15 protein-coding genes and 1 pseudogene are annotated in these 22484 nt (G+C 64.0%); 6 read left to right on the top strand and 10 right to left on the bottom strand.

Annotation, left to right across the window (positions count from 1 at the left end):
• Positions 1–114 precede the first annotated feature (114 nt).
• Genes ACNFCI_RS08340 through ACNFCI_RS08330 form a run of 3 tightly spaced genes read right to left on the bottom strand, consistent with a single transcriptional unit; the run spans position 115 to position 5584 of the window.
• Positions 115–708, bottom strand: coding sequence for a glutathione S-transferase (locus ACNFCI_RS08340; RefSeq protein ID WP_324815249.1), 594 nt, complete (start codon positions 706–708; stop codon positions 115–117).
• Positions 705–4349, bottom strand: coding sequence for an AAA family ATPase (locus ACNFCI_RS08335; RefSeq protein ID WP_368829241.1), 3645 nt, complete (start codon positions 4347–4349; stop codon positions 705–707). Before ACNFCI_RS08335 ends, ACNFCI_RS08340 begins: the two co-directional genes overlap by 4 nt.
• Positions 4346–5584: an exonuclease SbcCD subunit D C-terminal domain-containing protein gene (locus ACNFCI_RS08330; protein WP_368829240.1), complete on the bottom strand. Its 1239-nt coding sequence runs from the start codon at positions 5582–5584 to the stop codon at positions 4346–4348. Before ACNFCI_RS08330 ends, ACNFCI_RS08335 begins: the two co-directional genes overlap by 4 nt.
• 570 nt (positions 5585–6154) lie before the next feature.
• Between ACNFCI_RS08330 and ACNFCI_RS08325 the strand changes: the two are divergent.
• The 5 genes and pseudogenes from ACNFCI_RS08325 to ACNFCI_RS08305 form a co-directional block, all read left to right on the top strand.
• Positions 6155–6235 (top strand): annotated as a pseudogene (locus ACNFCI_RS08325) (Rhs element Vgr protein); the annotation flags it as partial.
• Positions 6236–6294: 59 nt separating this feature from the next.
• Positions 6295–6879 carry a hypothetical protein gene (locus ACNFCI_RS08320; protein WP_368829239.1) on the top strand — a complete coding sequence of 195 codons (585 nt, stop codon included), beginning with the start codon at positions 6295–6297 and terminating at the stop codon, positions 6877–6879.
• A 29-nt stretch (positions 6880–6908) separates the two neighbouring features.
• Positions 6909–7370: a DcrB-related protein gene (locus ACNFCI_RS08315; protein ID WP_368829238.1), complete on the top strand. Its 462-nt coding sequence runs from the start codon at positions 6909–6911 to the stop codon at positions 7368–7370.
• Positions 7371–7373: 3 nt separating this feature from the next.
• Positions 7374–11609 (top strand): RHS repeat-associated core domain-containing protein, encoded by a 4236-nt coding sequence (locus tag ACNFCI_RS08310; RefSeq protein ID WP_368829237.1) that lies wholly within the window; start codon positions 7374–7376, stop codon positions 11607–11609.
• Positions 11610–11619: 10 nt separating this feature from the next.
• A complete protein-coding gene (locus tag ACNFCI_RS08305; RefSeq protein WP_416767810.1) occupies positions 11620–12420 on the top strand; it encodes a hypothetical protein in 801 nt (266 codons plus the stop codon).
• A 315-nt stretch (positions 12421–12735) separates the two neighbouring features.
• Here the strand turns inward: ACNFCI_RS08305 and ACNFCI_RS08300 are convergent, their stop codons facing one another.
• The 6 genes from ACNFCI_RS08300 to ACNFCI_RS08275 are packed head-to-tail and all read right to left on the bottom strand — an operon-like array spanning position 12736 to position 19541.
• A complete protein-coding gene (locus tag ACNFCI_RS08300; RefSeq protein WP_416767808.1) occupies positions 12736–14361 on the bottom strand; it encodes a BatD family protein in 1626 nt (541 codons plus the stop codon).
• Positions 14358–16076, bottom strand: a complete 1719-nt coding sequence (locus ACNFCI_RS08295; protein WP_368829234.1) for a tetratricopeptide repeat protein — start codon at positions 16074–16076, stop codon at positions 14358–14360. The genes ACNFCI_RS08300 and ACNFCI_RS08295 overlap by 4 nt, the downstream gene beginning before the upstream one ends.
• Positions 16073–17149 (bottom strand): vWA domain-containing protein, encoded by a 1077-nt coding sequence (locus ACNFCI_RS08290; protein ID WP_084855090.1) that lies wholly within the window; start codon positions 17147–17149, stop codon positions 16073–16075. The genes ACNFCI_RS08295 and ACNFCI_RS08290 overlap by 4 nt, the downstream gene beginning before the upstream one ends.
• Positions 17142–17636 (bottom strand): DUF4381 domain-containing protein, encoded by a 495-nt coding sequence (locus ACNFCI_RS08285; protein ID WP_084855091.1) that lies wholly within the window; start codon positions 17634–17636, stop codon positions 17142–17144. The genes ACNFCI_RS08290 and ACNFCI_RS08285 overlap by 8 nt, the downstream gene beginning before the upstream one ends.
• A complete protein-coding gene (locus tag ACNFCI_RS08280; RefSeq protein ID WP_416767805.1) occupies positions 17633–18577 on the bottom strand; it encodes a DUF58 domain-containing protein in 945 nt (314 codons plus the stop codon). Before ACNFCI_RS08280 ends, ACNFCI_RS08285 begins: the two co-directional genes overlap by 4 nt.
• A gap of 4 nt (positions 18578–18581) precedes the next feature.
• A complete protein-coding gene (locus tag ACNFCI_RS08275) occupies positions 18582–19541 on the bottom strand; it encodes an AAA family ATPase (protein WP_084855092.1) in 960 nt (319 codons plus the stop codon).
• Between the two features lie 217 nt (positions 19542–19758).
• Between ACNFCI_RS08275 and ACNFCI_RS08270 the strand changes: the two genes are divergently transcribed.
• Positions 19759–21081 carry a T6SS phospholipase effector Tle1-like catalytic domain-containing protein gene (locus ACNFCI_RS08270; protein ID WP_416767803.1) on the top strand — a complete coding sequence of 441 codons (1323 nt, stop codon included), beginning with the start codon at positions 19759–19761 and terminating at the stop codon, positions 21079–21081.
• 60 nt (positions 21082–21141) lie between these two features.
• Here the strand turns inward: ACNFCI_RS08270 and ACNFCI_RS08265 are convergent, their stop codons facing one another.
• A complete protein-coding gene (locus tag ACNFCI_RS08265) occupies positions 21142–22470 on the bottom strand; it encodes an MFS transporter (protein ID WP_416767801.1) in 1329 nt (442 codons plus the stop codon).
• Positions 22471–22484: the final 14 nt, after the last annotated feature.

Genomic DNA, 22484 nt, shown 5'->3' with positions numbered 1-22484 from the left:
CGAGAGGTGAAGCATGATGTGGCGTATCGCGGCGGTGGTGCTGTTGCTGTTCTCTTCGCCGATCCTGGCGATCTGAAATGCTCGAAACGCCAGGGGGTATACCTATAGGGCTGTTCAGCGCGCCATGATGGCCTTGAACAACGCCGATTCGAGCCACCCTTGCAACCAGCTGCGCAACCGGGGGTAGGGCGCTTCGGCGAACCAGTCAGGTTCCACCCCGGCAAACTGGCGCATCAGCGGGAGCAGGGCGGCGTCGACCAAGCTCGGATGGTCGGCCAAGAGGTAGGGCCGGCCTTCGAGCAACCCTTCGAGCTCGACCAGCCACGGTTCGGCCTGCTGACGATAGAACGCCCGCGAGTGGTCGGGGTAACGCTCGGCGTACTTGTACAGGTTCACGTGTACCTTGAAGTCCCGGTCGTTACGCGCGATCAAGGCCTCGGCCTGTTGCGCGCCGCCCGGGTCGGCCTGCAGGCGCCAGTCCTGTGGGTCGTTCTGGGCCAGCGCCCAGCGCATGATGTCCAGGCTTTCCTCCAGCACCCCGGCACCGGTATCGAGCACCGGCACCGTGCCTTTGGGCGACAAGGCCAGCAGCTCGGCCGGCTTGTTCTTCATTGCCACCTCGCGGACCTCCACCGGGCAGCCTGCATAGCGTAATGCCAGGCGTGCGCGCATGGCCCAAGGGCAGCGACGGAACGAGTAGAGAATCACCCGCACACCTCCACGTCACTCAAGCCATTGCCCTGGCGACGCACCTGGATCTGCACCGGGATGCGCTCGTGCATTTCCTGCACATGGGAAATCACCGCTACCTTGCGCCCCTGGGCCTGCAGCCCGTCGAGGGCATCCATGGCCAGCTGCAGCGATTCGGGGTCCAGGCTGCCGAAGCCCTCGTCGATGAACAGCGACTCGATGCGCAAGGTGCTCGAGGCCATGGAGGCCAGGCCCAGGGCCAGGGCCAGCGACACCAGGAAGGTCTCGCCACCGGAGAGCGAATGCACCGAGCGCAGCTCGTCGCCCATTTCGGTGTCCAGCACCAGCAGGCCCAGGGCACTGCCGCCGCGCTTGAGGCGGTAGCGCTTGGCCAACTGGCGCAGTTGGCTGTTGGCGTGGTGCAGCAGCAGGTCGAGGTTGTAGCCCTGGGCGATCTTGCGGAACACGTCCCCCGAGGCTGAGCCGATCAGGGCGTTCAGGCGTGCCCAGCGTTGCCATTGCTGGTAGGCCTGTTCGATCTGTTCGGCCAGGGCCTGGTGGGCCTGCTGGCGGCGTTGATCGTCGGCCTGCCGGGCGCGCAGCTCGGCGCACTGCTGTTCCTGCAGGGCCAACTGCTGACCGATTTCGGCCAGGGTCTGATGCAGGGCTTCGGCAGCCAGATCGCCCTGGCCCTGCTCGGCATGTTGCTGCAGGCGTTGTTCGCGTTCCTGCAGCAGCACGCGGCTCTGCTCGATGGCCTTCTCCGCGGTTTGCAGGCGCAGGCGCAGTTCGCCGAGCTGGGCATCGTCGATGGCCAGCAGGCGTTCCAGGCCGGTGTCGTCCAGCTCCGGGTGCTCGCTGCGCCATTGGCTGATCTGACCCTGCAGCTGCTGGCATTCCTGCTCCAACGCCTGTTGCCGCTGGTTGTTGGCCTTGAGTTCGCTGGCCAGTTGCACGCCCTGGGTGTGCAGCGCCTGGAGGCGTTGGGCCGTTTCGGCCTCGACCACCCGGGCCTGTTCCAGCTGGGTGTCCATGTGCTGTTGCCAGGCTTCGGCACTGGCCTGTTCGCCGAGCAGTTCACTTAAGGTCGCCAGGGCCTGCTGGCGCTGTTCATCCAGCGTGGCGAGCGTGTGCCGGAGCTGCTGTTGGGCAGCCAGGCGGGCCTGTTGCTGGTCGCGCAGCTTGTCCAGCTGCACCTGGCGGGCCTGCTGCTCCTGCTGTTCGTCCTGGCGTTGCTCGAGCTGCTGGCGACGCTGGGCGATCTGCTGGTCGAGGCCGAGGAAGGCCGTGGCCGGGTCGTCGCGCAGGGCCTGGAGGATATCCTGGGGCAGCACGTTGGCCAGGTCGTTCAAGCCCTGTTGCAGTTGCTGCTCGTCGGTGGACAGGGCCTGGTGCTGCTGCTCGAGGTGACGCTGGGCCTGTTGCTGGGCCTCGCTTGCCGCCTGCAGCTGCTGGGTGAGACGGGCGGCGTCCTTCTGCAGGGCCAGCAGGGCCGCCTGGCGTTTTTCGTCGCGATCGATCTCTTCGCCCAGGCGACGCAGCTGGCCGTCGAGCCAGGTGCGGCGGGCATTGTCGTCCTGCGGGGCGAGGGTCGGCCACAGGGTATGCGCCTGGAGCTGTTCGGCAAGGGGTTGCAACTGCTCGCCCAGTTGCACCTGCTGTTGCTGGAAGTCCTTGAGCTGGGCATTGACCACGCCCAGCTCGGTCCGCAGCTCCACCAGGCGGGTGTTGAGGCGCTCGACCTGCGCACGGGCAGCGTCCTCTTCGGCCTGGTCATGGCGGCCGAGGCTCTGCAGCAGGGCGTCTGGCTGGTGGAACGGGTGCTCGGCACTTCCGCAGACCGGGCAGGGTTCGCCATCGCGCAATTGCCCGCGCAGTTCTTCCACGCTGCTGGTGCGTGCCAGGCGCTGGCGTTCCAGCAATTGGCGGGTCAGGGCCAGTGCCTGCTCGGCGGTTTCCAGTTCGGCCTTGGCCGCGGTGCCTTCGCCGATGAGTCGCTGGCGCTGCTGCATGGCCTGCTGCTGGCGCTCGCGCAAGGTCGCGACGCGCTGGCGCAGTTCCAGTTCGCGGGCCTGCAGGCGCGACAGCTCCTCGACCGTGCGTTGCTGCTTGCGGTTGTCCTGGAGCATGGCGCCGAGCAGGTCGATCTGCTCGGCCAGGGCGTGGGGTTCGGCCCCGGCTTCGCGGAACAGCAGCTCGAAGGCGTCACGTTGGCTTTGCAGCTGGGCGTTGGCCTGGCTGGCCTGGGCCTGCAGGCCGGGCAGCTCTTCACGGCCCTTGGCCAGGCGCGCCCCGATCTGCATCACCTGCTTGAGTTGCGGCAGGTAGGCCTGCCAGGCGCTGGCCAGGCCCGCCAGGTGCTCGCTGTCGGCCAGCGCCATGTCAATCTGCGCCAGGAGCTGCTGGCTGCGTTGCTGGTGTTCCTCGAGCTGCTGCACCTGCTGCTGGCCGTCGGCGACGTCCTGGTCAGCCTGCTGGGCGGCGCTGCGTTGGCTGGCCAGCGCCTGGTCGAGGCGTGCCAGGCTGTCCTGGGCGGCAAAGGCCTGGCGCAGGAGAGGGGCGTTTTCGCTGTGCTGGGCCTGGTTATGGGCCAGGGCCTGGCGGGCCGCCTCCAGCGCTTGCTCCAGTTCGCTGGTGCGGACCTGCAGGTCGGCCTGCTGGCGCTGCTGGTCGGCGAGTTCTGCGGCCAGGGGCGCCAGTTGTGCGGTCAATACCTGCTGGCGGTGGAACTGGTGGCGTTGGGGGGCCAGGCGTTCCAGACGTTGCAGGTCCAGGCGCTGCTCGGCGAGTTGTTCCCAGCCTTGCTCGGCCGCTAGCAAGGCGGCCTGGGCCTCGGCGTGCTGGGCCTGCAGCTTGCTGTGTTCGTCGAACCAGGCCCGCTGCTGTTCCAGTTGGCGCTGGCGCGCCTGGCCGGCCTTGAACTGCTGTTGGGCCTGCGCCAGCTGCTGGTCGAGCTCGGCGCGGGCTTCGGCGGCCATCGGCACCAGGTGCTCGGCCTGTTTCTTCAGGTCGTTGTGCGCTTCGCCGGCCTCGCGGGCTTTGCTGAAGGCGCGTTGGCCCAGGCGGGTGTAGATCGCCGTGTTGGTGAGTTTTTCCAGCAGTTCGCTGCGGTCCTTGTCGTCGGCCTTGAGGAAGGCGCCGAACTCGCTCTGGGCCAACATCACCGCGCGGGTGAACTGCTCGAAGTTCAGGCCCAGGCGCGCCTCGACCAGCTGCTTGTATTCGTTCTTGCCGCTGCCCAGCAATTGCTCGGCGTCCAGGTCGTACAGGCTCTGGCGACTGAGCTGCAACTTGCCGTTGGCTTTTTCACGGGCGCGGTTGGCTTCCCAGCGGGCGCGGTAGCGGTGCCCATCGATGCCCACGAAATCCACCTCGGCGTACGCGCTGCCGGTGCCGCGGCGCAGCAGGTTGCGCGGGTCGTAGGTGGCGATCTCGCCATCGGCGTCGGGCACCTTGGCTTCCCGGCCGATATCGTTGAGCCGTGGCACGGTGCCGAACAACGCCAGGCACAGGGCATCGAGCAAGGTGCTCTTGCCAGCGCCGGTGGGCCCGGTGATGGCGAACAGGCCAGCGCTGGCCAGGGGCTCGGCGGTAAAGTCGATGTCGATCGGGCCGGCCAGCGAGGCCAGGTTCTTCAGGCGAATGGCAAGGATCTTCATGGCTGCACCTCCTCCTGCTGTACGTCCTGCAGGAGCAGGGCGAAGTCGGCCAGGGCCTGCTCGTCGACGGGGTTGCCATAGGCCTGCTCCCAGGCGCGGCTGAACAGGTCCTGCGGGGTCATCTGCGACAGCTCGACGAACGCCCGTTCATCCTCGTCCTGGCTGCCGCGCCCAGCGTACTCGGCACTGATGCGCACCAGGCGCACGGCCTTGCCCTCCAGGGCGCCTTCGATCTGCTGGCGCAGGTCCGGCTGCGGCTCGTCCAGGCGCACCCGCACCTCCAGCCAGGGCTGGCGGTTGGGGTCTTCCAGCAGGTCGACCACCGGCAGGTCGGCCAATTGCTGCAGCAGCTCGCCCAGCGGTGCCGGGCCGATACGTTGCAGGGCCACCGCACGAGGTACCAGGCGGGCCTCGACGCTGACCAGCTCGGCGCCATCGAGCTCCACTTCCAGCACCTGGTGCGGGTAGTTGATTTCGGCGAACGACAGCGGGATCGGCGAGCCGCTGTAGCGGATGCGTTCCTCGCGATTGACCCGCTGCGGCTTGTGCAGGTGGCCCAGGGCGACATAGCTGATGGCCTTGTCGAACAGGCGCGCCGGCAGGGCTTCGGCGTTGCCGATGACCAGGCTGCGCTCAGAGTCCTCGGACACTGCGCCGCCGGCCATGTGTGCATGGCTGATGGCGACCAGGGCCTGGTCCTTCTTGCGCTTGGCCTGGGCGGCTTCGATCAGTTGCTGGTGTACCTGGGTGATGCCTTGCAGGTAGTCGTCGCCCAGCTGCGGCCCGGTGACTTCCGCCGGGCGCAGGAAGGGCAGGGCCAGACACCAGGCGCAGACCTTGCCGCGTGCATTGGTCAGCGGGATCAGCAGTCGCTCGGCATCCAGCAGGCCTTCGTCGAGCCAGTGCACCCGCCCCAGCGCGTGGGTGCGCAGGCGCCGCATCAAGGCCGCGGGCAGCTCGATGCGCGAGCCGGAGTCGTGGTTGCCGGCGATCATCACGATGTCGAGCTTGGGCTGTTGCTCATGGGCCTGGACGATGAAGTCGTAGAGCCGCTCCTGGGCTTTGACCGGCGGGTTGACCGTGTCGAAGATATCGCCGGCGATCAACAGGGCATCGGGCTGGCGCAGACGCAGCTGGCCAAGCAGCCAGTCGAGGAAGCAGGCATGTTCGAAGTCGCGTTCCTGGCCGTGCAGGCTTTGGCCCAGGTGCCAGTCGGAGGTGTGAAACAGACGCATGGATGACCTGTCGAGTGGGGTCAAGCAAGCTTGTGCTTCGCTTGAATGATGAGCTTCTCAGAGGGGCGGCTATGGTAACTCAACACGGCGGGAGAGGGAGCAGGGTGAAGGTTGAGCCGCAGCGCCAGGTATCCGCCATTGCGTTTTGGAACGCCAGTCCACGTTATGAAACACTTTTCTTCGCGTGCGTGTCGGGCGCGGTAGGCGCTGGCATGAGCAGGTCGGAAACCACTTCTATTGTGCGCTGACGCGTAGCTGGAAACCGCTCTGCAGCAGGCGATTCACCGAAACCAAGTGTTATTCGGGAAGGGAAGAAAATGCATGGGTGGTGTCAAATTGACTTCACCTGGCCACTCTGCTTCGCCAATTGTTTACGGGCCGCAGCACGTTGACAGTGCAGCTTTTACCGGTGTTTTCTTTTGGCCTCTCTGCCGCGCGTGGCATATCGCCGTGTGAACCCATCGTGATGGCCGCTTCCGCTAGGCAGAGTGCGGGCTGGGATGTGCCCGCTGGATCGAAGCAGCTGAGCATCGCATAGGCGTGCTGGCCGTACTTTCAAGGAGATCTCGCATGACCATGGACCTGGCCGCAGCGCTGCTGTCGCCGCAGAACCGTCGCCTGTTCAAGTTTCACAACCTGGGCAACCCCGAACCGATCGAAGCAATCGCCACGGCGGTGACCGTGTCGATATCAACGAATGGGGCGTAGCGATGGCCACCAGGAGCATCTACGACAGGATTTCCCAAAAGCGTGAGGCTGCCGAAGCGCTCGCACGGCGACAGGCCGAGCAGGAGCGTGAGGCCGTCCAAGCCCTGAGCGCGATGCCCGCTCCTGTCCAGGCATTGCCCTTGAATGCGCAGAGCAATGCGTTACGTATCGCTGGGCTCGATATGCGGGTACCTGCAGCCTTTAGCTTTCGAACTCTCGAAACCACGTTGGAGTTCGCCGGCTGCGAGGTCATGTTCAGGGCGTGCCTGAGAGGCGCACCAGATGACCTGGAACTGCCCACGGCCATAGACGCGTGTGTGAAGAAACTGCGCGACTGCCATACCGAACTGACCTTGGTACGCCAGGCCGAATCGTTGTTGGCAGGGCACCCGGCAGTAGCACTCGACTATGAGTTCCAGCTTGGCCAAGCGCGCCGGCACGGGCGTACGGTGTGCACGATCATCACCCACGAGAGCGACATCCGCCACTGGCTCGAGGTGTCCACCCAGATCGACCCAGCCCAGGCGCCCCTGGCCGATTGGCTGATTGAGTTCGAGGCCATGCTGGCTGGAATGACTGCTCAGTAATTTTTTCTTTCAAATGGAATTTGAAACCCATGGACTATCAGCTTCAGGAAGGCAGCATCACGTTGCCGGAAGGCTTCCAGGATCGGACGGTGAACATGTTCATCTTGGGCAGCAATATCCCCGCACCGTTGAACATCACGATTTCGCGAGACAACGTTCTGCCTGCGGAGAACCTCGATGCCTATATCGACCGCCAGGTAAAACTGATCGCGTCCAAGCTGCGCGGCTACACCGTACTCGCCCGCAAGCCTGCGCAGTTATCTTCCAGCCAGCCTCTGATGGGCGTCCAGATAGAAGGTTATTACCTCAACGATGGCCGCCCCGTCTATCAACGCCAGGCCGCATTCGAGGTTGCCCCAGGGCGCATCCTGGTTTTCTCGACCACCAGCCAGGCCGACTTCAACGGGAAGCAGAACGACAGTTGGCTTGCACTATTGAACAGCTTCGAGCCTCGCCAGAGCAGCGCCACAGCAACCACACCGCAGGGTTGAACCATGTTCGAAGCTGCGCGTTGGGGTGATGAAATTGAGCATACCGGTGCTTTGGCCGGATTTCTTGCAGGGGCGGTGATTGGGCTTGCGATCGCGACGGCAGCAGCCTTTATGATCTGTACGGCTGGCTTTGGCGGTTTCCTGCTGGGCGCGGCGATCGGCTTGGCCGCTAGCCTGATTCCGATGATGGGCGAGCAATTTGGCTCAACGTTCAGTTCACCGGCTGGACAGATAGAACGGGCTGGATGTTCGACGAATGTGTTCATCAACCAGCGGAACGCGGCCCTCGCCACATCGAGTACTGCAAAGTGCGAGAAGCACCCTGCGACCGTGCGGGTGGCGGAGGGCTCCTCGAATGTGTTCATCAACGGTGTTGCTGCTGCGCGCAAGGGCGACAAGCTGATCTGCGGCGCCAAGATTTCGGGCGGGTCGAACAACGTATACATCGGTGGCGGCACCACGCGCTATTTGCCGGTGGACGAGGAGGTGCCCGAATGGTTACGGGTGACCGTCGACATATTGATGGTCGTGGCGTCCATGGGGCGCTCGGTCTGGTCGGTCGGCCGTCTGGGCCTACAGGCGGGCCTCAAGGCCGCCGGCCCTTGTGCCTTACGAGTAGGCGCCACGATTGCGGCAAGCTACCTTGCCGGGCGCTACATCATTGGCCCCGCCGTGGAGCGAGCGATTGGTGGCTTTATCGGAAACCCGGTAGACATGACCAATGGCCGTAAACTGCTGGGCGACGAAACAGACTTCGTGTTGCCGGGGTTGATGCCTATCGAATGGTCTCGTTTCTACGCTAGCGATCTTGCCGTAGAGCGCGCGCTGGGGCGGGGTTGGATCTTGCCCTGGGAGCAGAATCTGCGCCGCAAGGGTGGCTTTGTCTACCTCACCGACAACCAAGGCCGCAGCGTTCCGTTCATCGATCTGGAGCCCGGCGAAAGCATCTACAACCCCCATGAGCACATCCACCTCGTGCGTACCGCAGGTGGGCACTACATTCTGCAAACGCTGGACAATGTTTGTTTCTACTTTGGCGAAGTGCCGAACGACAATAGCAGAGTCCCTTTGCAGCGTTTGGAGAATGCGCTGGGCCATTATTTGCATTTTACCTACAGCGCAAATGGCAGACTGACGGATATCACAGCACCAGGCGCTGTGCGTGTCCACTTGCACTACGACCATCCATTGGGGCGCCTTACCGACGTCAAACGCGTGGTGGGCGACAGCGCTGTGGAAACCCTGGTGCGCTATCGCTATGACGATAACGGCCAACTGATCGAGGTCATCAACCGCAACGGTGATTCCGTCCGGCATTTCCACTACGCCGACGGCCTGATGGTACGCCACAGCAATGCGCTTGGCCTGATGTGCGAATACCGCTGGCAAACCCAGGACGGTAAACCGCGCGTGGTCGAGCACTGGACCAGCGACGGCGAGCATTATCATTTCCGCTACGACTTCGGCCAACGTACCAGTTGCGCGACCGACGTGTTGGGCCGCGAACTGGAGATCCAGTACAACGAGGACAACCGCGTCATCGCCAGCCGGGATTTCGGTGGCGAACGCTACAAGATCGATTTCGACGCGTTCGGCAACATCGTCGGCCTCACCTTGCCCGACGGTAACCCGCTGGCGCTCAAGTACGACGACTTTGGCCGCCTGGTCGAGGAAACCGACCCACTGGGCCGCAAGATCAGCTACAAGCACCACCTTGCGACGCCACTGGTGACCGAAACCCGTTTCCCGGATGGCAGCGTGTGGAAGTCCCGCTATGACGACAAGGGCAACCTGGTCGCCGAGATCGACCCACTAGGCAACAAAACCGAATACCTCAACGGCGAAGATGGCCTGCCGCACACCATCATCGATGCGAACTTCAAGTCCAAGTACCTGTGGTGGAACGCCTACGCCCAGGTCGAACGCTTCGAGGACTGCTCGGGCAAGAGCACCTACTACCGCTACGACGAGCGCCAGCACTTGGTCGCCGTCACCGACGCGCTGAACCAGACCACCACGCTGGAGCGCAAGCCGGACGGTGAGGTGCTGAAAATCATCCACCCGGACGGCACCTCGGAAACCTTCACCTACAACCCCCTCGGCCAGGTAATCGCGCACACCGACGGCAAGGGCCAGACCACCCGCCTGCAGCGCACTTCAAGAGGCCTGCCCAGCAGCCGCCAGGACGCCAAAGGGCAGCGGGTGCGCTACGAGTACGACAAAGCCATTCGCCTGACCGCGTTGGTCAACGAGAACAACGCGACCTATAGCTTTGCCTACGATGCATCGGACCGCTTGGTCGAAGAAGTGCGGGTGGACAACCTGACGCGGCGCTTCACCTACAACGAAGGTGGTCATCTCACCCGACTGGATGAGATGGGCTACGGCGAAAACGCCGAACGCCCGGAACGGCACACGCTGTTCGAGCGTGACAGCATTGGCCGGTTGGTCGCCAAGATCAACCGCGATGCGAGCCAGACCTTCGCGTACGACGATGCCGACCGGTTACTGAGCATCGAGCGGCAACCGACCGGGATCGGCAAGCAGCTTGGGGTCACGGAAGAGAAGCTGGAGTACGCCTACGATCTGCTCGGCCGGCTGACGAAAGAAATCACGCCCGCCGGCACGCTCGGTTACGAGTACGACCCGCTCAGCAACCTGACCACATTGACCCTGCCAGATGGCCGCAAGGTCAACCACCTGTACTACGGGAGCGGGCACCTGCACCAGCTGAACCTGGACGGTCAGGTGATCAGCGACATGGAGCGTGATGACCTGCACCGCGAGGTGTATCGGACCCAGGGCAAGCTCACCAGTTGCTTTGGCTATGACGCCATGGGGCGCAAGGCCTGGCAATTCGCCTCGACCTTGCCAGCCGACAAGCTCTCGCAGGTGCATAACACCGGCATCAATACCTCATTGCTGGTGGAGCATGCGTATAACCCCATCCACCGTCGTTATCAGTACGACCCTGCAGGCGAACTGGTACGTACCCTCGACAAGCTGCGCGGCGAGATCAAGTACGAATACGAAGCCAACGGCCAATTACGCAGCCGCGATACCGGCTCGCTGATTGGTAGCGAAGAGTTTCGTTACGACGCGGCGGCCAACCGACTCGATTTCAACGCGCGCCAGTTCGACAAGGTCAAGGACAACCGGATCAAGCAGTGGCGGGACCAGGAGTACCGCTACGATCCGTGGGGCAACCTGATCGAGAAGCGCTCGGGGCACAGCAAGCTGCAGCACTTTGCCTATGATTGCGAAAACCGGTTGGTGCGGGCGGAAACGCTGGTCAATGGCAAGCTGGAGAGCCGAGGCGAGTATCGCTATGACAGCCTGGGACGGCGGGTTGCGAAGCAGTCAGAAATCAACGGTGAAGTCGAACAGAAACGCTTCCTCTGGCAAGGGCTACGGATGCTGCGTGAGGAGACGCCGGGGCAAAACATCCTGTACTTGTACGAGCCGGGAAGCTATGCGCCCTTGGCGCGAGTTGATCAGGTGGTAGGTGAGGAGCAGAGGGTCTACTACTTCCATACTGACCAGATCGGCACGCCGCTGGAACTGACGGATAGCGAAGGTGAGATCGTTTGGCAGGCGACGTATCGATCGTGGGGAGAGATTGATCAATTAGCCGTCAATAAGGTTGAGCAGAATCTGCGCTTCCAAGGGCAGTATTTCGACTTGGAGATTGACCTATATTATAACTTATTTAGGTATTACGATCCGGAAGTCGGGCGTTTCGTTACACAGGATCCTATAGGATTAGAAGGTGGAAGCAATATATATGCTTATGTGCCCAGCCCGATCACATGGGTCGATCCTCTGGGGCTTTCTCCATGCTCAATGCGGGAAGTTAATGGAACCAAGATATTCGGAAAGGGTCAGAAAGATGGTACGCCTGGCCACAACCAGTTCTCTGAGGTTATCGCTAATAAGCTGGCCATGAGCGGGAGGTTCAAAGAAATCTATTTGAATAGATCATATAACTTCGCCAACGGTAAAGGAGTGTCAGGGCGACGACCTGATATCATGGCTATTGATAAATCTGGAAGGGTGCACGCCATAGAGCTTGCGTCTAAAACTGATATGGGAAGGAAGTTGCCGTCATTAACTGTGCGGAATCAGGCGGCAATGAATAATTTGCCAAGCACCGGGCAGGGAAGTATTGTTGTATTGAGACATCCTTATGATGCCTCGAAAGTAAAGAGTGCCTTGGATAATCTGATCGGTAGTATATAGGTGGAATGATATGGGCGCAGCTAAAGCAATGGCGGTTTACGGGATTGAAGAGGTTTCTGCTAAATTGGCATACGAAATCGGATTGCTTTTTTTTCGGGTTATAAAGCTTGAAGTAACAGCTTCAGGATATTATCGGTATCGTGAGGATAGAGCTGACGAGGATATTGACTTTATCGAAGTTTCAAGGGCTAAACTAAAAGGTAAAATTGAAGCTGGTAGGGCAACATCGTTCAGGCTTTATTGTACAAGCGAGAGCAGTAATCTCTGGGATGCCTCATTCGGATACACGACAAACGATTTCGGAGGTTTTTATCATTTCGATGCGCAATGCCTAGATCAACATTTTGGAAAAGATAAATTTTTAGAGTTTGTCGAGAAGTTGGGCGAGTTGAGCGAATTCAGGTACGCAATATTTTATTCGGTAGACGATGTCTCGGAAGGCTTTTATTATGCTGGCGGGGAAAATCTGAGTAGTGTGTACGATTACGAAAATCCAATACTATTCAACAAGGAAACAGGAGGGAGGTTTAAAGGGGCGGAACGGTACAAGGATAAAATGTTGAGGATGGTGTATCCGCTAAACGTTATAAATGAGGAGCACCTCAATCTACAGGTAGGGGATGGCAAGCTGCAGGACTGGATTCTTAGCGAAGAGCGGCGTGGGCTGTTAAAGCCAAGCTTAAATAGGATGTGGGTGTGGGAGGTCAAGGAGGAGAACTTGGAATATGTTAATGCCGAGCTTGGGGCTGCTGGGTTATTAATTGCATGGAAACCGTTGCGCTCTGCAAAGAAAAGTAAGTTAACGTTTTGATTTTCAGGCAAAATTCTTAGGGGCGTGATACTGTCTCTGCGTGTTTTTCCAGCTGAACCTGGATAGCCAAGCCATCAGCGACATGGAGCGCGATGACCTGCACCGCGAGGTCTACCGGACCCAGGGCAAGCTCACTTTGCGTTCCTTTACAGCTACCTCACCCACCGCGCGTATTACCTGAAGCAGACAACGGATCAGCAGGGCTGGAACCCGTTCGAGGGCCAGCGGATGATTTAAACCGAGTTGGTCGGCCCCGCCTCGATTACTTGGGGCCGCTGGAGGCTTGGAGATTTCAGGCGTGCCCTGTTTCAAGCCTCACTTCGGGTAGAGCGGAGGTAAGCTTGTGCTTTCACCTGCCGGCAACAGCACCTGCTCCGCCGGCGGAATCGTGCCAATCGCTCGCCACAAGTCCTCACCCTGCCAATACTGACCGCTCTCGCTGTACAGCGCCCCATTCAATCCATCCAGCGCGTCCGACAACGGCACGAAACGGGCGGCCATCTCGGCCAGGGTTTCCGGTTGCTGACGCGCCCAGGCATCCAGGGCCTGGCGGGTGGCCTGGGGGTCGTTGGCCTGGCAGGCGCGCTTGAGGTCGTCCAGCAGGGTGCGTGGGCTTGGCCCGCTCTGTGCGGCGCGCAAGATGGCCGGTTGCGAGCGTGCGCGCCACCATAGGGCAAAACCCAGCACGGTGGTCAGGGCCAGCAGCACCGTCGCCAATTGCCACGGCCAGAGCAGGGCCGTGCCGCTGCTGGTGTCGCTGACCGGTGTTTCGCCGCTCAGGGCCGGATTGTCCTGCACGGTCAGGGTGCGTGCCGGCAGGCTGCTGTGTTCCAGATGATCTTCGCGGGTGTTCCACCAGGTGACGTCCAGAGCCGGCAGGGCCAGGTCGCCGCTGTGGGTGGGGACCAGCGCCTCGCGTTCTTCACGGTTGGCGGTCATGCCGCGTTCGCTGATCTCGTTGCGCAGCAGTGGCTGGTCGGGGTAGCGGCGCAGGCCATGGATTTCGGTGGCCGGCAATTGAGGAAGCTGGGTGCTGGACAGCCCTTCGGCGCGCAGGGTGATGCTGCGGGTCAGGGAGTCGCCGATCTGCGTGGGCTGGCCGTTGGGTTCCGGGTTCCAGTGTTCCTCCAGGCTCAGGTTGCGGGCGGGCAGCCAGGGCTGGTCGGCTGGCCAGGCGCTGGGGATCGGCCGCACGCCAAGGTGCAGCGGCAGCGAGCTGACCTGCACCTGGCGGCCGACCCGGGGCGTGCCGGCTGGCTGCACACCGCTGTCGGCGGCGGTGGCGGTGAAGGTCAGTGCCGGGATGTCGAGGCTGCCGCTTTGTTGCGGGTAGAGCGCATAGCGGGTCTCGATCACCCCGTGGCGGACCCCGTTGATTTCCTTTTCATAGGTGCGCGACTCGCCCAGCGGCTCGACCTTGGCGTTGGGCAGCTGCAGGGGGCTCAGGCTGCTGTCGTCGTACAGCGGCACCGAATGGTAGATGCGCAAAGTCAGCACGGCCTGGGCCTGGACATAGACATCCTGGCGGTCGAGGGTGGCTTCGATGAACACCTGGGCGGCGCTTTCCGGGCGGCTGGCGTCAGCCTGCAACACCTGCAGCTCGATGGCCTGGCTCTGCGAGCGGCCTAGCTGCAGTTCAGGGATGCGCAGGCTGCCGCTGCGCCGTGGCAGCAGGGTGATGATCCAGCGGGTGCTGGCGCGGGTCTCGCCGTCCAGGGTGTGCAGGCTGTTGAGCTGGCGCGTGCCGCGCACTTCGAAGTCGCCTTCCAGGGCGCGCAGATCGGGCTTGCCGAACTGCGTGACATCCTGGCTTTCCAGGGTCAGTTCCAGGGTTTCGCCGGCCTGCAGGCGGGTGCGGTCGACGCTGGCCTGCAAGGTCGGTTGCGCCTGGGCCTGGAGAAGCCACAACAGGCTGAGTAGGAAGACGCCGAGGCGACTCATCGTGGGTTGTCCTGATGCAATTGCTGTTCATACCAGAATTTGCGCCGTAGCAGCTGGGCGGGGTTGTCGGGAATCTCCCGTAACCATTGCTCCAGCGCCTGGCGCTGTTCGGCATCCAGGCTGGTGGAAGCCGGCCGCTGTGGTGGCTGGGTCACCCCATCGTCAGCGCCGGGCTGGTTGCCGCCCTGGGCCTGCTCGTTGCTGGCTCCTTCGCCGGGTTCTTCGGCGGCGCCCTGTTCTTCGTTGCCGGGTGTGCCCTGGGCCGGGTTGGCCGCCGAGCTGCTGTTGCCTTCGGTCTCGTTGCCGGGTGTGCCTTGGGCATCGCTGTCGGCCGGTTGTTCCTCGGCCTTGGCCTGGCGTTGTTGCAACAATTGCTGGACCAAGGCCTGGTTGTCCAGTGCTGGTTGCAGGTCGGGCTGGCGTTCCAGGGCTTGTTCGTAGGCATCCAGCGCGGCCTCCAGTTCGCCGGCGCGGGCCAGGGCGTTGCCCCGATTGTAATGGGCCGCGGCACTGCTGCCCTGGGCGAAGGCCCGCGCGGCGCCTTCGTAGTCGCCGGCCTGGTACAGCGCCACGCCGCGCCATTGTGGGTCCTGGAAGTGCCGGGCGGCTTCGGCGGGGCGTTGTCGCTCCAATAGACGCTGGCCTTGTTGGTCAGGCCGCAGCCACAGGTCGTTGAGTTCGAAGGCCTGGCTTGGTTGTGGCAAGGCTAGCAGCAAGGGCAGGCAGAACAACCAGCCGCGTCGGCCGGCGCAGGCTGCCAGCAACAGCAGGGGCAGCAGCAGCCAGTGGCCCTGGTCGGCCCAGCTGTCGAGCTGCATTGTCTGGCCGTCGTTGCGCAGGGCGCGGGGAGTGTCGAACAGGCCCAGGCCACGCAGGTCCAGGTCGTCGATGCGGGCATGACGATAGCGCCCGCCGGTGCCGTTGATGAAGGCCTTGAGGCTGGCGCCGTCCAGGCGCGGCACGAGAATGCCGCCTTGTTCGTCCTTGAGGAACTCGCCGTTGGCCTGGCGCACGGGGGCGCCTTCGGCGCTGCCGACCCCCAGCATCAACAAGCTCGGGCCCTGGCGGCCGAGGGCCTTGAGAATACCGGTGCGTTCCTGCTCGTTCAGGGAGGAGCCGATCAGCAGCAGGCGACCCTGGCCCAGGCCGCTCTGGGCCAGCAGGGCCAGGCCTTTCTGCACGGCGAGGTCCGCGCGCTGGCCAGGTTGCGGCATGATCGACGGGTCGACGGCCTCGAGCAGGTTGCGCGTGGTGCCCAAGTCGTCGGACAGCGGCACCAGGGTATGTGCGCTGCCGGCATACACCACCAGCGCGGTCTGGCTGTCGCGGCGGTGCTCGAGCAGGTCCAGGACCTTGCGCCGGGCCTGTTCCAGGCGGTTGGGTGCGCTGTCCTCGGCGAGCATCTGTGGGGTCAGCTCGAGCAGGATCACCAGCGGGTCGGCAGGGCGCTGGCGGGTTTCTTCGAGGCGTTGCCAGCTGGGGCCCAGCAGAGCCAGGACCACCAGCAGCCAGGCCAGGCCCAGGGCTACCCAGGGCAGCTTGCTGGCCTGGCCCTTGCCGCCGCCGAGCAGCACGGCATGGAATTGTGGCGGCAGGATCATCTGCCAGCGCCCGGCACGCTTGCGCCGATGCCACAGCTTGAACAGCAGCCAGCCGAGCAGGGGCACTACCAACAGCCAGAGCGGGCGCAGCCATTGTGGCCAGAGTTCGATCATCGCCGCCTCCTCAGGCGCAGGCGCTTGAGGCGCTGGCGCCATTCCGGGTGCGGCTGCAGGAAGCGTGGCCGGCGCAGCAGGCGCTGCAACAGGTTGTCCGGCCATTGCACGGCCACCACCAGCAATACGCTCAACAGCAGCGCCAGGGCCAGCGGCCAGGCGTACAGTGCCTTGGCGGTGCGCGCCTGGGTCGGTTGCTGGGCCACCGGTTCCAGCTGGTCGAGGGCATCGCCGATGGCGTCCAGTTCGGCGCCGTTGTGGGCGCGGAAATAGGTACCCTGGGTCAGCTCGGCGATCTCCTTGAGCGAGGCTTCGTCCAGGTCCAGGCTCGGGTTCAGGCCGAGCAGGCCGGGTGTGCCGCTGGCCTCGGGGTTGGCGCCGATGCCGATGGTGTAGATGCGCACGCCTTCTTGGGCAGCCAGGCGGGCGGCGGTCAGCGGGTGGATCTGCCCACCGTTGTTGGCGCCGTCAGTGACCAGCACCAGCACGCGGCTCTGTGCCGGGCGCTGGCGCAGGCGTTTGACCGCCAGGCCGATGGCGTCGCCGATGGCGGTGTTCTTGCCGGCGATACCGATCTGCGCCTCGAGGAGGAAGGTGCGCACGGTGCGTCGGTCGAAGGTCAAGGGCGCCTGCAGGTAGGCCTCGCTGCCGAACAGGATCAGGCCGACCCGGTCGCCTTCGCGATCTTGGAGAAAGTCGCCGAGCAGCGCCTTGACCAGGTCCAGGCGGCTGATTTCGTCGTCCTTCCACTGCATGTCGGGGAAGTCCATGGAGCCGGATACATCCACCGCCACCAGCAGGTCGCGGCCACTGGCCGCCACGGGTACAGGGTCGCCCAGCCATTGTGGGCGCGCGGCAGCCAACAGCAGCAGCCCCCAGATGACCACGAACGGCGCCTGTTGGCGCCAGGTCGGCAGGTTCAGCCGCGCCCGGCGTCCGGCCAGGCCTTCGAGCTCATCGAGAAAGCCTACCTTGAGCATCGGCTCGCCGCTGTCGGCGGCAGGCAGCACCAGGCGCGCGAGCCAGGGCAGCGGCAACAGCAGGAAAATCCACGGCCAGGCCAACTCAAACATGCTTGCGGATCCAGGTTTCGACCGCCTGGGCAAGCCCGGCGATGGCCTTGTCGTCGAGCTTGCACTCGGGTTTGTAGGCGCCTTCGACCAGTACCATCCAACGGGTCAGGCCGGCGGCCGGGCAGCGGTTGTCGAGAAACGCCAGCCATTGCCGGCCATTGAGGGTATGGCTGTTGGCACCGGGGTAGTGGTTGCGGCACAGGCGCTTGAGCAGCGCGTTGATCTGCTGCAGCCAGGCGCCGGCCGGCGCGCCGTCGTACGGGCGCGGCAGGCGGGCGAGCTCGGCCAGTGCCTCCACGCGCACCGGGTCCAGGGGCAGCTCGGCGCGTACGATCGGGCGCTTGGTCGGGCGCCAATGGCGAACCCGCCATAGCCCCCAGCCAAGCAGCGGCAGCAGGGCGAGCAGCACCCACCAGCCGGGCGCGGGCGGCCACAGGCTGACCGCCGGCGGGGCGATCAGCGGTTGCAGCTGGTCCAGCGGGTTCATTGCGTGCTCCCGGGCCGCTGGGCGTTGAGGTACTCGCGCAGCTGTTCGATCATTTCGCTCTGGGTGCTCAGGGGCATCATCAATACCCGTAGCTTCTGCGCCAGCAGCTCCCAGCGTTCGATGCGCGCCTCGGCCTGCTGGCGGTAGGCCAGGCGCAGGTTGGCATCGAGTGTGTCGAGTTCCAGCTGTGCGCCACGCTGGGCGAAGCGCAGCAGGCCGGCGGCGGGCAGGGCATGGTCGAGCGGGTCGGACACCGGCATCAGCAGCACGTCGCAGTGGCGCGAGAGCATGCTCAGGTGCTGCTCCACGCCGGGGCTCAGGGCACGTTCGTCGCAGATGATGATGGCCAGGCTGCCGGGGCGCAGTACCTCGCGGGCGCGGCGCAGGGCCAGGGCCAGGCTGTCGGCCTGGGGCAGGGTCTCGGTGTGCAATGCCTGGTTGACCTTGGCCAGGCGGTTGAGCAGTTGCAGCAGGCTCTGCTTGCTGCGCCGTGGCTTGATCTCGTGGTGCTCGTTATCGCCGAACACCAGGCCGCCGATGCGGTCGTTATGCCCCAGCGCGGCCCAGCCGAACAGGGCCGCCGCCTGGGCGGCCAGTACCGACTTGAACATCAGCCCCGAACCGAAGAACAGGCGCTGGCTCTGCTCGACCAGGATGAAGATCGGCCGCTCGCGCTCTTCGTGGAACAGCTTGGTATGAGGCTCCTGGGTCCGCGCGGTGACGCGCCAGTCGATGTTGCGCACATCATCGCCCGCCTGGTAGACACGTACCTGGTCGAAGTCCACGCCGCGCCCGCGCAGCTTGGAATGGTGCAGGCCGACCAGCGGGCTGCGCTGGCCGGGCCGGGAGAACAGCTGGATCTCGCGCACGCGGTGGCGCATGTCGATCAGCTCGGCCAGGCCAATGCGGACGCCGGGTTCGGCCAGGTACGCGGTGGGCATGGAATCAGGCGACGGCGACAACGTCGAGGATGCGCTGGACCACCCGGTCCTGGTCGATCCCCGCCGCTTCCGCCTCGAACGAAAGGATGACGCGGTGACGCAGCACGTCGAACAGCACCGCCTGGATATCCTCGGGGCTGACGAAGTCGCGCCCGGCCAGCCAGGCATGGGCCCGTGCGCAGCGGTCCAGGGCAATCGAGCCGCGTGGGCTGGCGCCGTAGGCGATCCAGTCGGCCAGCTCGGCATCGAACTTGGCCGGCGTGCGGGTGGCCATGACCAGTTGCACCAGGTATTCCTCCACGGCATCGGCCATGTACAGGCCGAGGATTTCCTTGCGCGCGGCGAAGATCGCCTGCTGGCTGACCCGCCGTTCCGGCTTGGCCTCGCCGCCCAGGGCTTCGCCGCGGGCCTGCTGGAGGATGCGACGTTCCACTGCGGCATCCGGGAAGCCGATCTTCACGTGCATCAGGAAGCGGTCGAGCTGGGCTTCGGGCAAGGGGTAGGTCCCTTCCTGCTCGATCGGGTTCTGGGTGGCCATGACCAGGAACAGCGGCGACAGCTCGTAGGTGCTGCGCCCGACGCTGACCTGGCGCTCGGCCATGGCTTCGAGCAGCGCCGACTGGACCTTGGCCGGGGCGCGGTTGATTTCGTCGGCCAGCACCAGGTTGTGGAAGATCGGGCCTTGTTGGAACACGAAGCTGCCGGTTTCCGGGCGGTAGATCTCGGTGCCGGTGATGTCGGCCGGGAGCAGGTCGGGGGTGAACTGGATGCGGTGGAACTGCGCCTCGATCCCCTCGGCCAGTTCCTTGATGGCCTTGGTCTTGGCTAGGCCAGGCGCGCCTTCGACCAGCATGTGGCCGTCGGCCAGCAATACGATCAGCAGGCGTTCGACCAGTTTCTCCTGGCCAAGGATCTGGGAGGAAAGAAAGGTGCGCAGCGCGATCAGCGCCTCACGGTGTTCCATCGTCGACGGTTCCTGGAAATGGGCCGGCGATGCGTGTACCGCAGCGTCCGGGCAGGGGCTGATACTTTAATCCATACGGGCCCATGCCGACCAATGGCGGCGTGGAAATTTCTCGGCAGGCACAGTGCCATCTGCCTGACCACCTCGGTAATCTGCTGATTTTCCACGCCAGCGGTTTGCTCCTTCATTGTTCATTTTCGAACAGCGGAAAGGACCGATGGACCTACCACAGCCGACTGGCCCGATCACCTTGCGGATCGGCGTTTTCTTCGACGGGACCGGCAACAACCAAGGCAACAGCGTTGCGCCCGGTGGGGCGGTGGACGGCCGCCTGGGCAGCTACGGCAATGCGCCCAGCAACGTGGCGCTGCTCCATGGCTTGTACCCGCAGGCCAGCGATGGCGCTTCCACGGTGTATCTCAGGTGCTATATCGAGGGGATCGGTACCTGGGCGGGCAAGGACGATTCAGCATTCGCCCAGGCGACCGGCCTAGGCCGCAGCGGCGTCGAGGCCCGTGTCGCGCAGGCCGCCCAGGCGATCGCCGGGCAGATGCGTGCCTGGCTGGCCAGCCGCCCCCAGGCGCAGGTCGTGGCGCTGGAGTTCGACCTGTTCGGCTTCAGTCGTGGCGCGGCGGCGGCCAGGCACCTGGCCAATGACCTGGGCAAAGGGGGCGATAGCCTGCTGGCGCGGACCGGCGTGCTGGGCGAGGGGTTCGACTGGCAGGCCAGGCCGGTCATCAACTTCATCGGCCTGTTCGACACCGTGGCGGCGATCGTCGAGCCGCTCAAAGGCAATTTCAGCCCGGCCAACGACCGCTATGCCGGGCTGCAGCTGGGGCTGGCCGCAGGTGCGGCGCGCAAGGTGGTGCAACTGGTGGCCGCTGACGAGCACCGGCATAACTTCCCGCTGGTGCGCAGTGACAACGACATCGTCGTGCCAGGCTCCCATTCGGATATTGGCGGGGGGTACCTGGAATGCATGGTTGAGCAGATGCTGCTCAGCAAGCCGCGCTCGAACCTGGTGCCGGTGCGCACACCTGTGGAGCAGACCCAGGCCTACATCCTGACCGCCGCACAATTGGCCAGGGACCATGCTCATACGCCAGCGCCTGCGCCCCGGGTCTTGACCTGGGAGGAGCCGGTCGAACGAAGCGACCCCCGTGATGAGCCGTACAAACGGGTCTATGCGGCGATACACCGCGAGCGGGAGGTACGTGGGCACTTGTCGCGGGTGTACCTGCGCATCATGCGTGAACTGGCGGTGCGGGCGCAGGTACCGTTCGCCGAGGTGGACGAGAGGGGCGCGGCGCTCTGCTTGCCGCAGGAGCTGCAGGGGATCAGCCACAAACTGCATGACTTCGCCTTGGGGCGGAGCACTGAGCCGGGGCTGACCGTGGAGCAAAGGCAATTGCTGGAGGCGCGCTATATCCATGCTTCGGCGCATTGGAATGCGCTGAAGGGGCTGCGCAACAGTGAACTGGATGTGTTGTACATCGACCGGCCGGCGGAGGGCGGGCGGGTGATGCATGGCAATCGGTGATTGGCCTGAGCCGGCCCGATCGCGGGACAAGTCGGACCGCGATCAGGCCGGAGGGGCCGGTCAGTTCTTCGAGGTCGAATGCCTGCGCCCCTGGTCCAGCAGCGCAAAGACCACCACCAGCACACCGGAGACCGCCAGGATCAACGCCACGCCATCGGTGGAGTGGGTCGCCGAGCCAGCCACCAGTGCCAGGCCGCCCAGCGGGGCCAGGCCACCGGCCACGGCCGTGCCGATCTCGCGGCCGGTGCCGAAGCCCGAGGAGCGGGTCTGGGTCGGGAATTGGCGGCTGAGGAACGAGCCTTGGGGGGCGAACATCATCGGGGCGAGCAGGCCGGTGCCGATGGCGATGGCGATGTAGATCAGCGTCGGCTCGCCGCTTTCCAACAGCTTCAGGAATGGGAAGGCGAACAACGCCGACAGCAGGCCACCGAGCATCAGCACATGCTTGCTGCTCCAGCGGTCGCACAACCAGCCGAAGAATGGCACGGCGAAGATCGCCACCAGGCTGGCCAGGGTCACCGACAGCGAGGTGACATGGGCTTCGACGCCCTTGAACTGGGTCAGGTAGGCCAGGGAGAAGGTCTTGAAGATATAGCTCAGGGCGTTGTAGCCCACGGCCACGAAGAACACCACGGCCAGGCCCTTGAGGTCGTGCTTGAACAGCAGCTTGAGCGGGGAGACCTGCGGCTTGTCCTTGGCCTGGTCGAGTTCTTTGAAGTCCGGCGTCTCGGGGATACTCTTGCGCACCCACAGGCCAATGCCCACCAGGGCGATGCTGGCGATGAACGGGATGCGCCAGCCACCGGCCAGGAGGAATTCGTTACCGTTCATGGTCAGCAGGTACACCGTCAACGACGACAGCAGCAGACCCAGGTTCAGCCCCAGCGCCGGCCAGGCGCCCTGGCTGCCGCGCTTGCCTTCGCTGGCATGCTCGTAGGAGGTGACGGCTGCGCCCGATAGTTCGGCGCCTGCGCCCAGGCCCTGGATGATGCGGATCACCACCAGGATGATCGGCGCCCAGATGCCGATGCTGGCGTAGCTGGGAATCAGGCCGATCAACGCGGTGCACACGCCCATCATGCAGAAAGTGATCACCAGCACCTGCTTGCGGCCGAACCGGTCGCCCAGGTAGCCGAACAGCACGCCGCCGAAGGGGCGGGCGATGAAGCCGATGGCGAAGGTGGAGAAGGCCAGCAGCGAGGCCACCGCCGGGTTGCTGGCGTCGAAGAAGATCTTCGAGAAGACGATCGCCGCCATGGTGGCGTACAGGTAGAAGTCGTACCACTCCAACATCGAGCCGAAAATGGTCGCTGCGGCCACCTTGCGCAGGCGCTTGCGTTGCTGTTCCGGGGTTTCGGGCGCGGCCGGGGCCGCCTCATATACCGACATCTGAGGTTCCTTAT

It is taken from the genome of Pseudomonas sp. NY15356, assembly GCF_048068175.1.
Classification (GTDB): domain Bacteria; phylum Pseudomonadota; class Gammaproteobacteria; order Pseudomonadales; family Pseudomonadaceae; genus Aquipseudomonas; species Aquipseudomonas putida_K.
Note: the sequence above shows the minus strand (reverse complement) of the source record. Positions and strands in the feature narration are given on the sequence as shown.

Coding starts and splice junctions, on each gene's coding strand:
- ACNFCI_RS08335 (WP_368829241.1), bottom strand. CDS start 4,349: ATGAAGATCCTTGCCATTCGCCTGAAGAACCTGGCCTCGCTGGCCGGC.
- ACNFCI_RS08330 (WP_368829240.1), bottom strand. CDS start 5,584: ATGCGTCTGTTTCACACCTCCGACTGGCACCTGGGCCAAAGCCTGCAC.
- ACNFCI_RS08320 (WP_368829239.1), top strand. CDS start 6,295: ATGGCCACCAGGAGCATCTACGACAGGATTTCCCAAAAGCGTGAGGCT.
- ACNFCI_RS08315 (WP_368829238.1), top strand. CDS start 6,909: ATGGACTATCAGCTTCAGGAAGGCAGCATCACGTTGCCGGAAGGCTTC.
- ACNFCI_RS08310 (WP_368829237.1), top strand. CDS start 7,374: ATGTTCGAAGCTGCGCGTTGGGGTGATGAAATTGAGCATACCGGTGCT.
- ACNFCI_RS08305 (WP_416767810.1), top strand. CDS start 11,620: ATGGGCGCAGCTAAAGCAATGGCGGTTTACGGGATTGAAGAGGTTTCT.
- ACNFCI_RS08300 (WP_416767808.1), bottom strand. CDS start 14,361: ATGAGTCGCCTCGGCGTCTTCCTACTCAGCCTGTTGTGGCTTCTCCAG.
- ACNFCI_RS08295 (WP_368829234.1), bottom strand. CDS start 16,076: ATGATCGAACTCTGGCCACAATGGCTGCGCCCGCTCTGGCTGTTGGTA.
- ACNFCI_RS08290 (WP_084855090.1), bottom strand. CDS start 17,149: ATGTTTGAGTTGGCCTGGCCGTGGATTTTCCTGCTGTTGCCGCTGCCC.
- ACNFCI_RS08285 (WP_084855091.1), bottom strand. CDS start 17,636: ATGAACCCGCTGGACCAGCTGCAACCGCTGATCGCCCCGCCGGCGGTC.
- ACNFCI_RS08280 (WP_416767805.1), bottom strand. CDS start 18,577: ATGCCCACCGCGTACCTGGCCGAACCCGGCGTCCGCATTGGCCTGGCC.
- ACNFCI_RS08275 (WP_084855092.1), bottom strand. CDS start 19,541: ATGGAACACCGTGAGGCGCTGATCGCGCTGCGCACCTTTCTTTCCTCC.
- ACNFCI_RS08270 (WP_416767803.1), top strand. CDS start 19,759: ATGGACCTACCACAGCCGACTGGCCCGATCACCTTGCGGATCGGCGTT.
- ACNFCI_RS08265 (WP_416767801.1), bottom strand. CDS start 22,470: ATGTCGGTATATGAGGCGGCCCCGGCCGCGCCCGAAACCCCGGAACAG.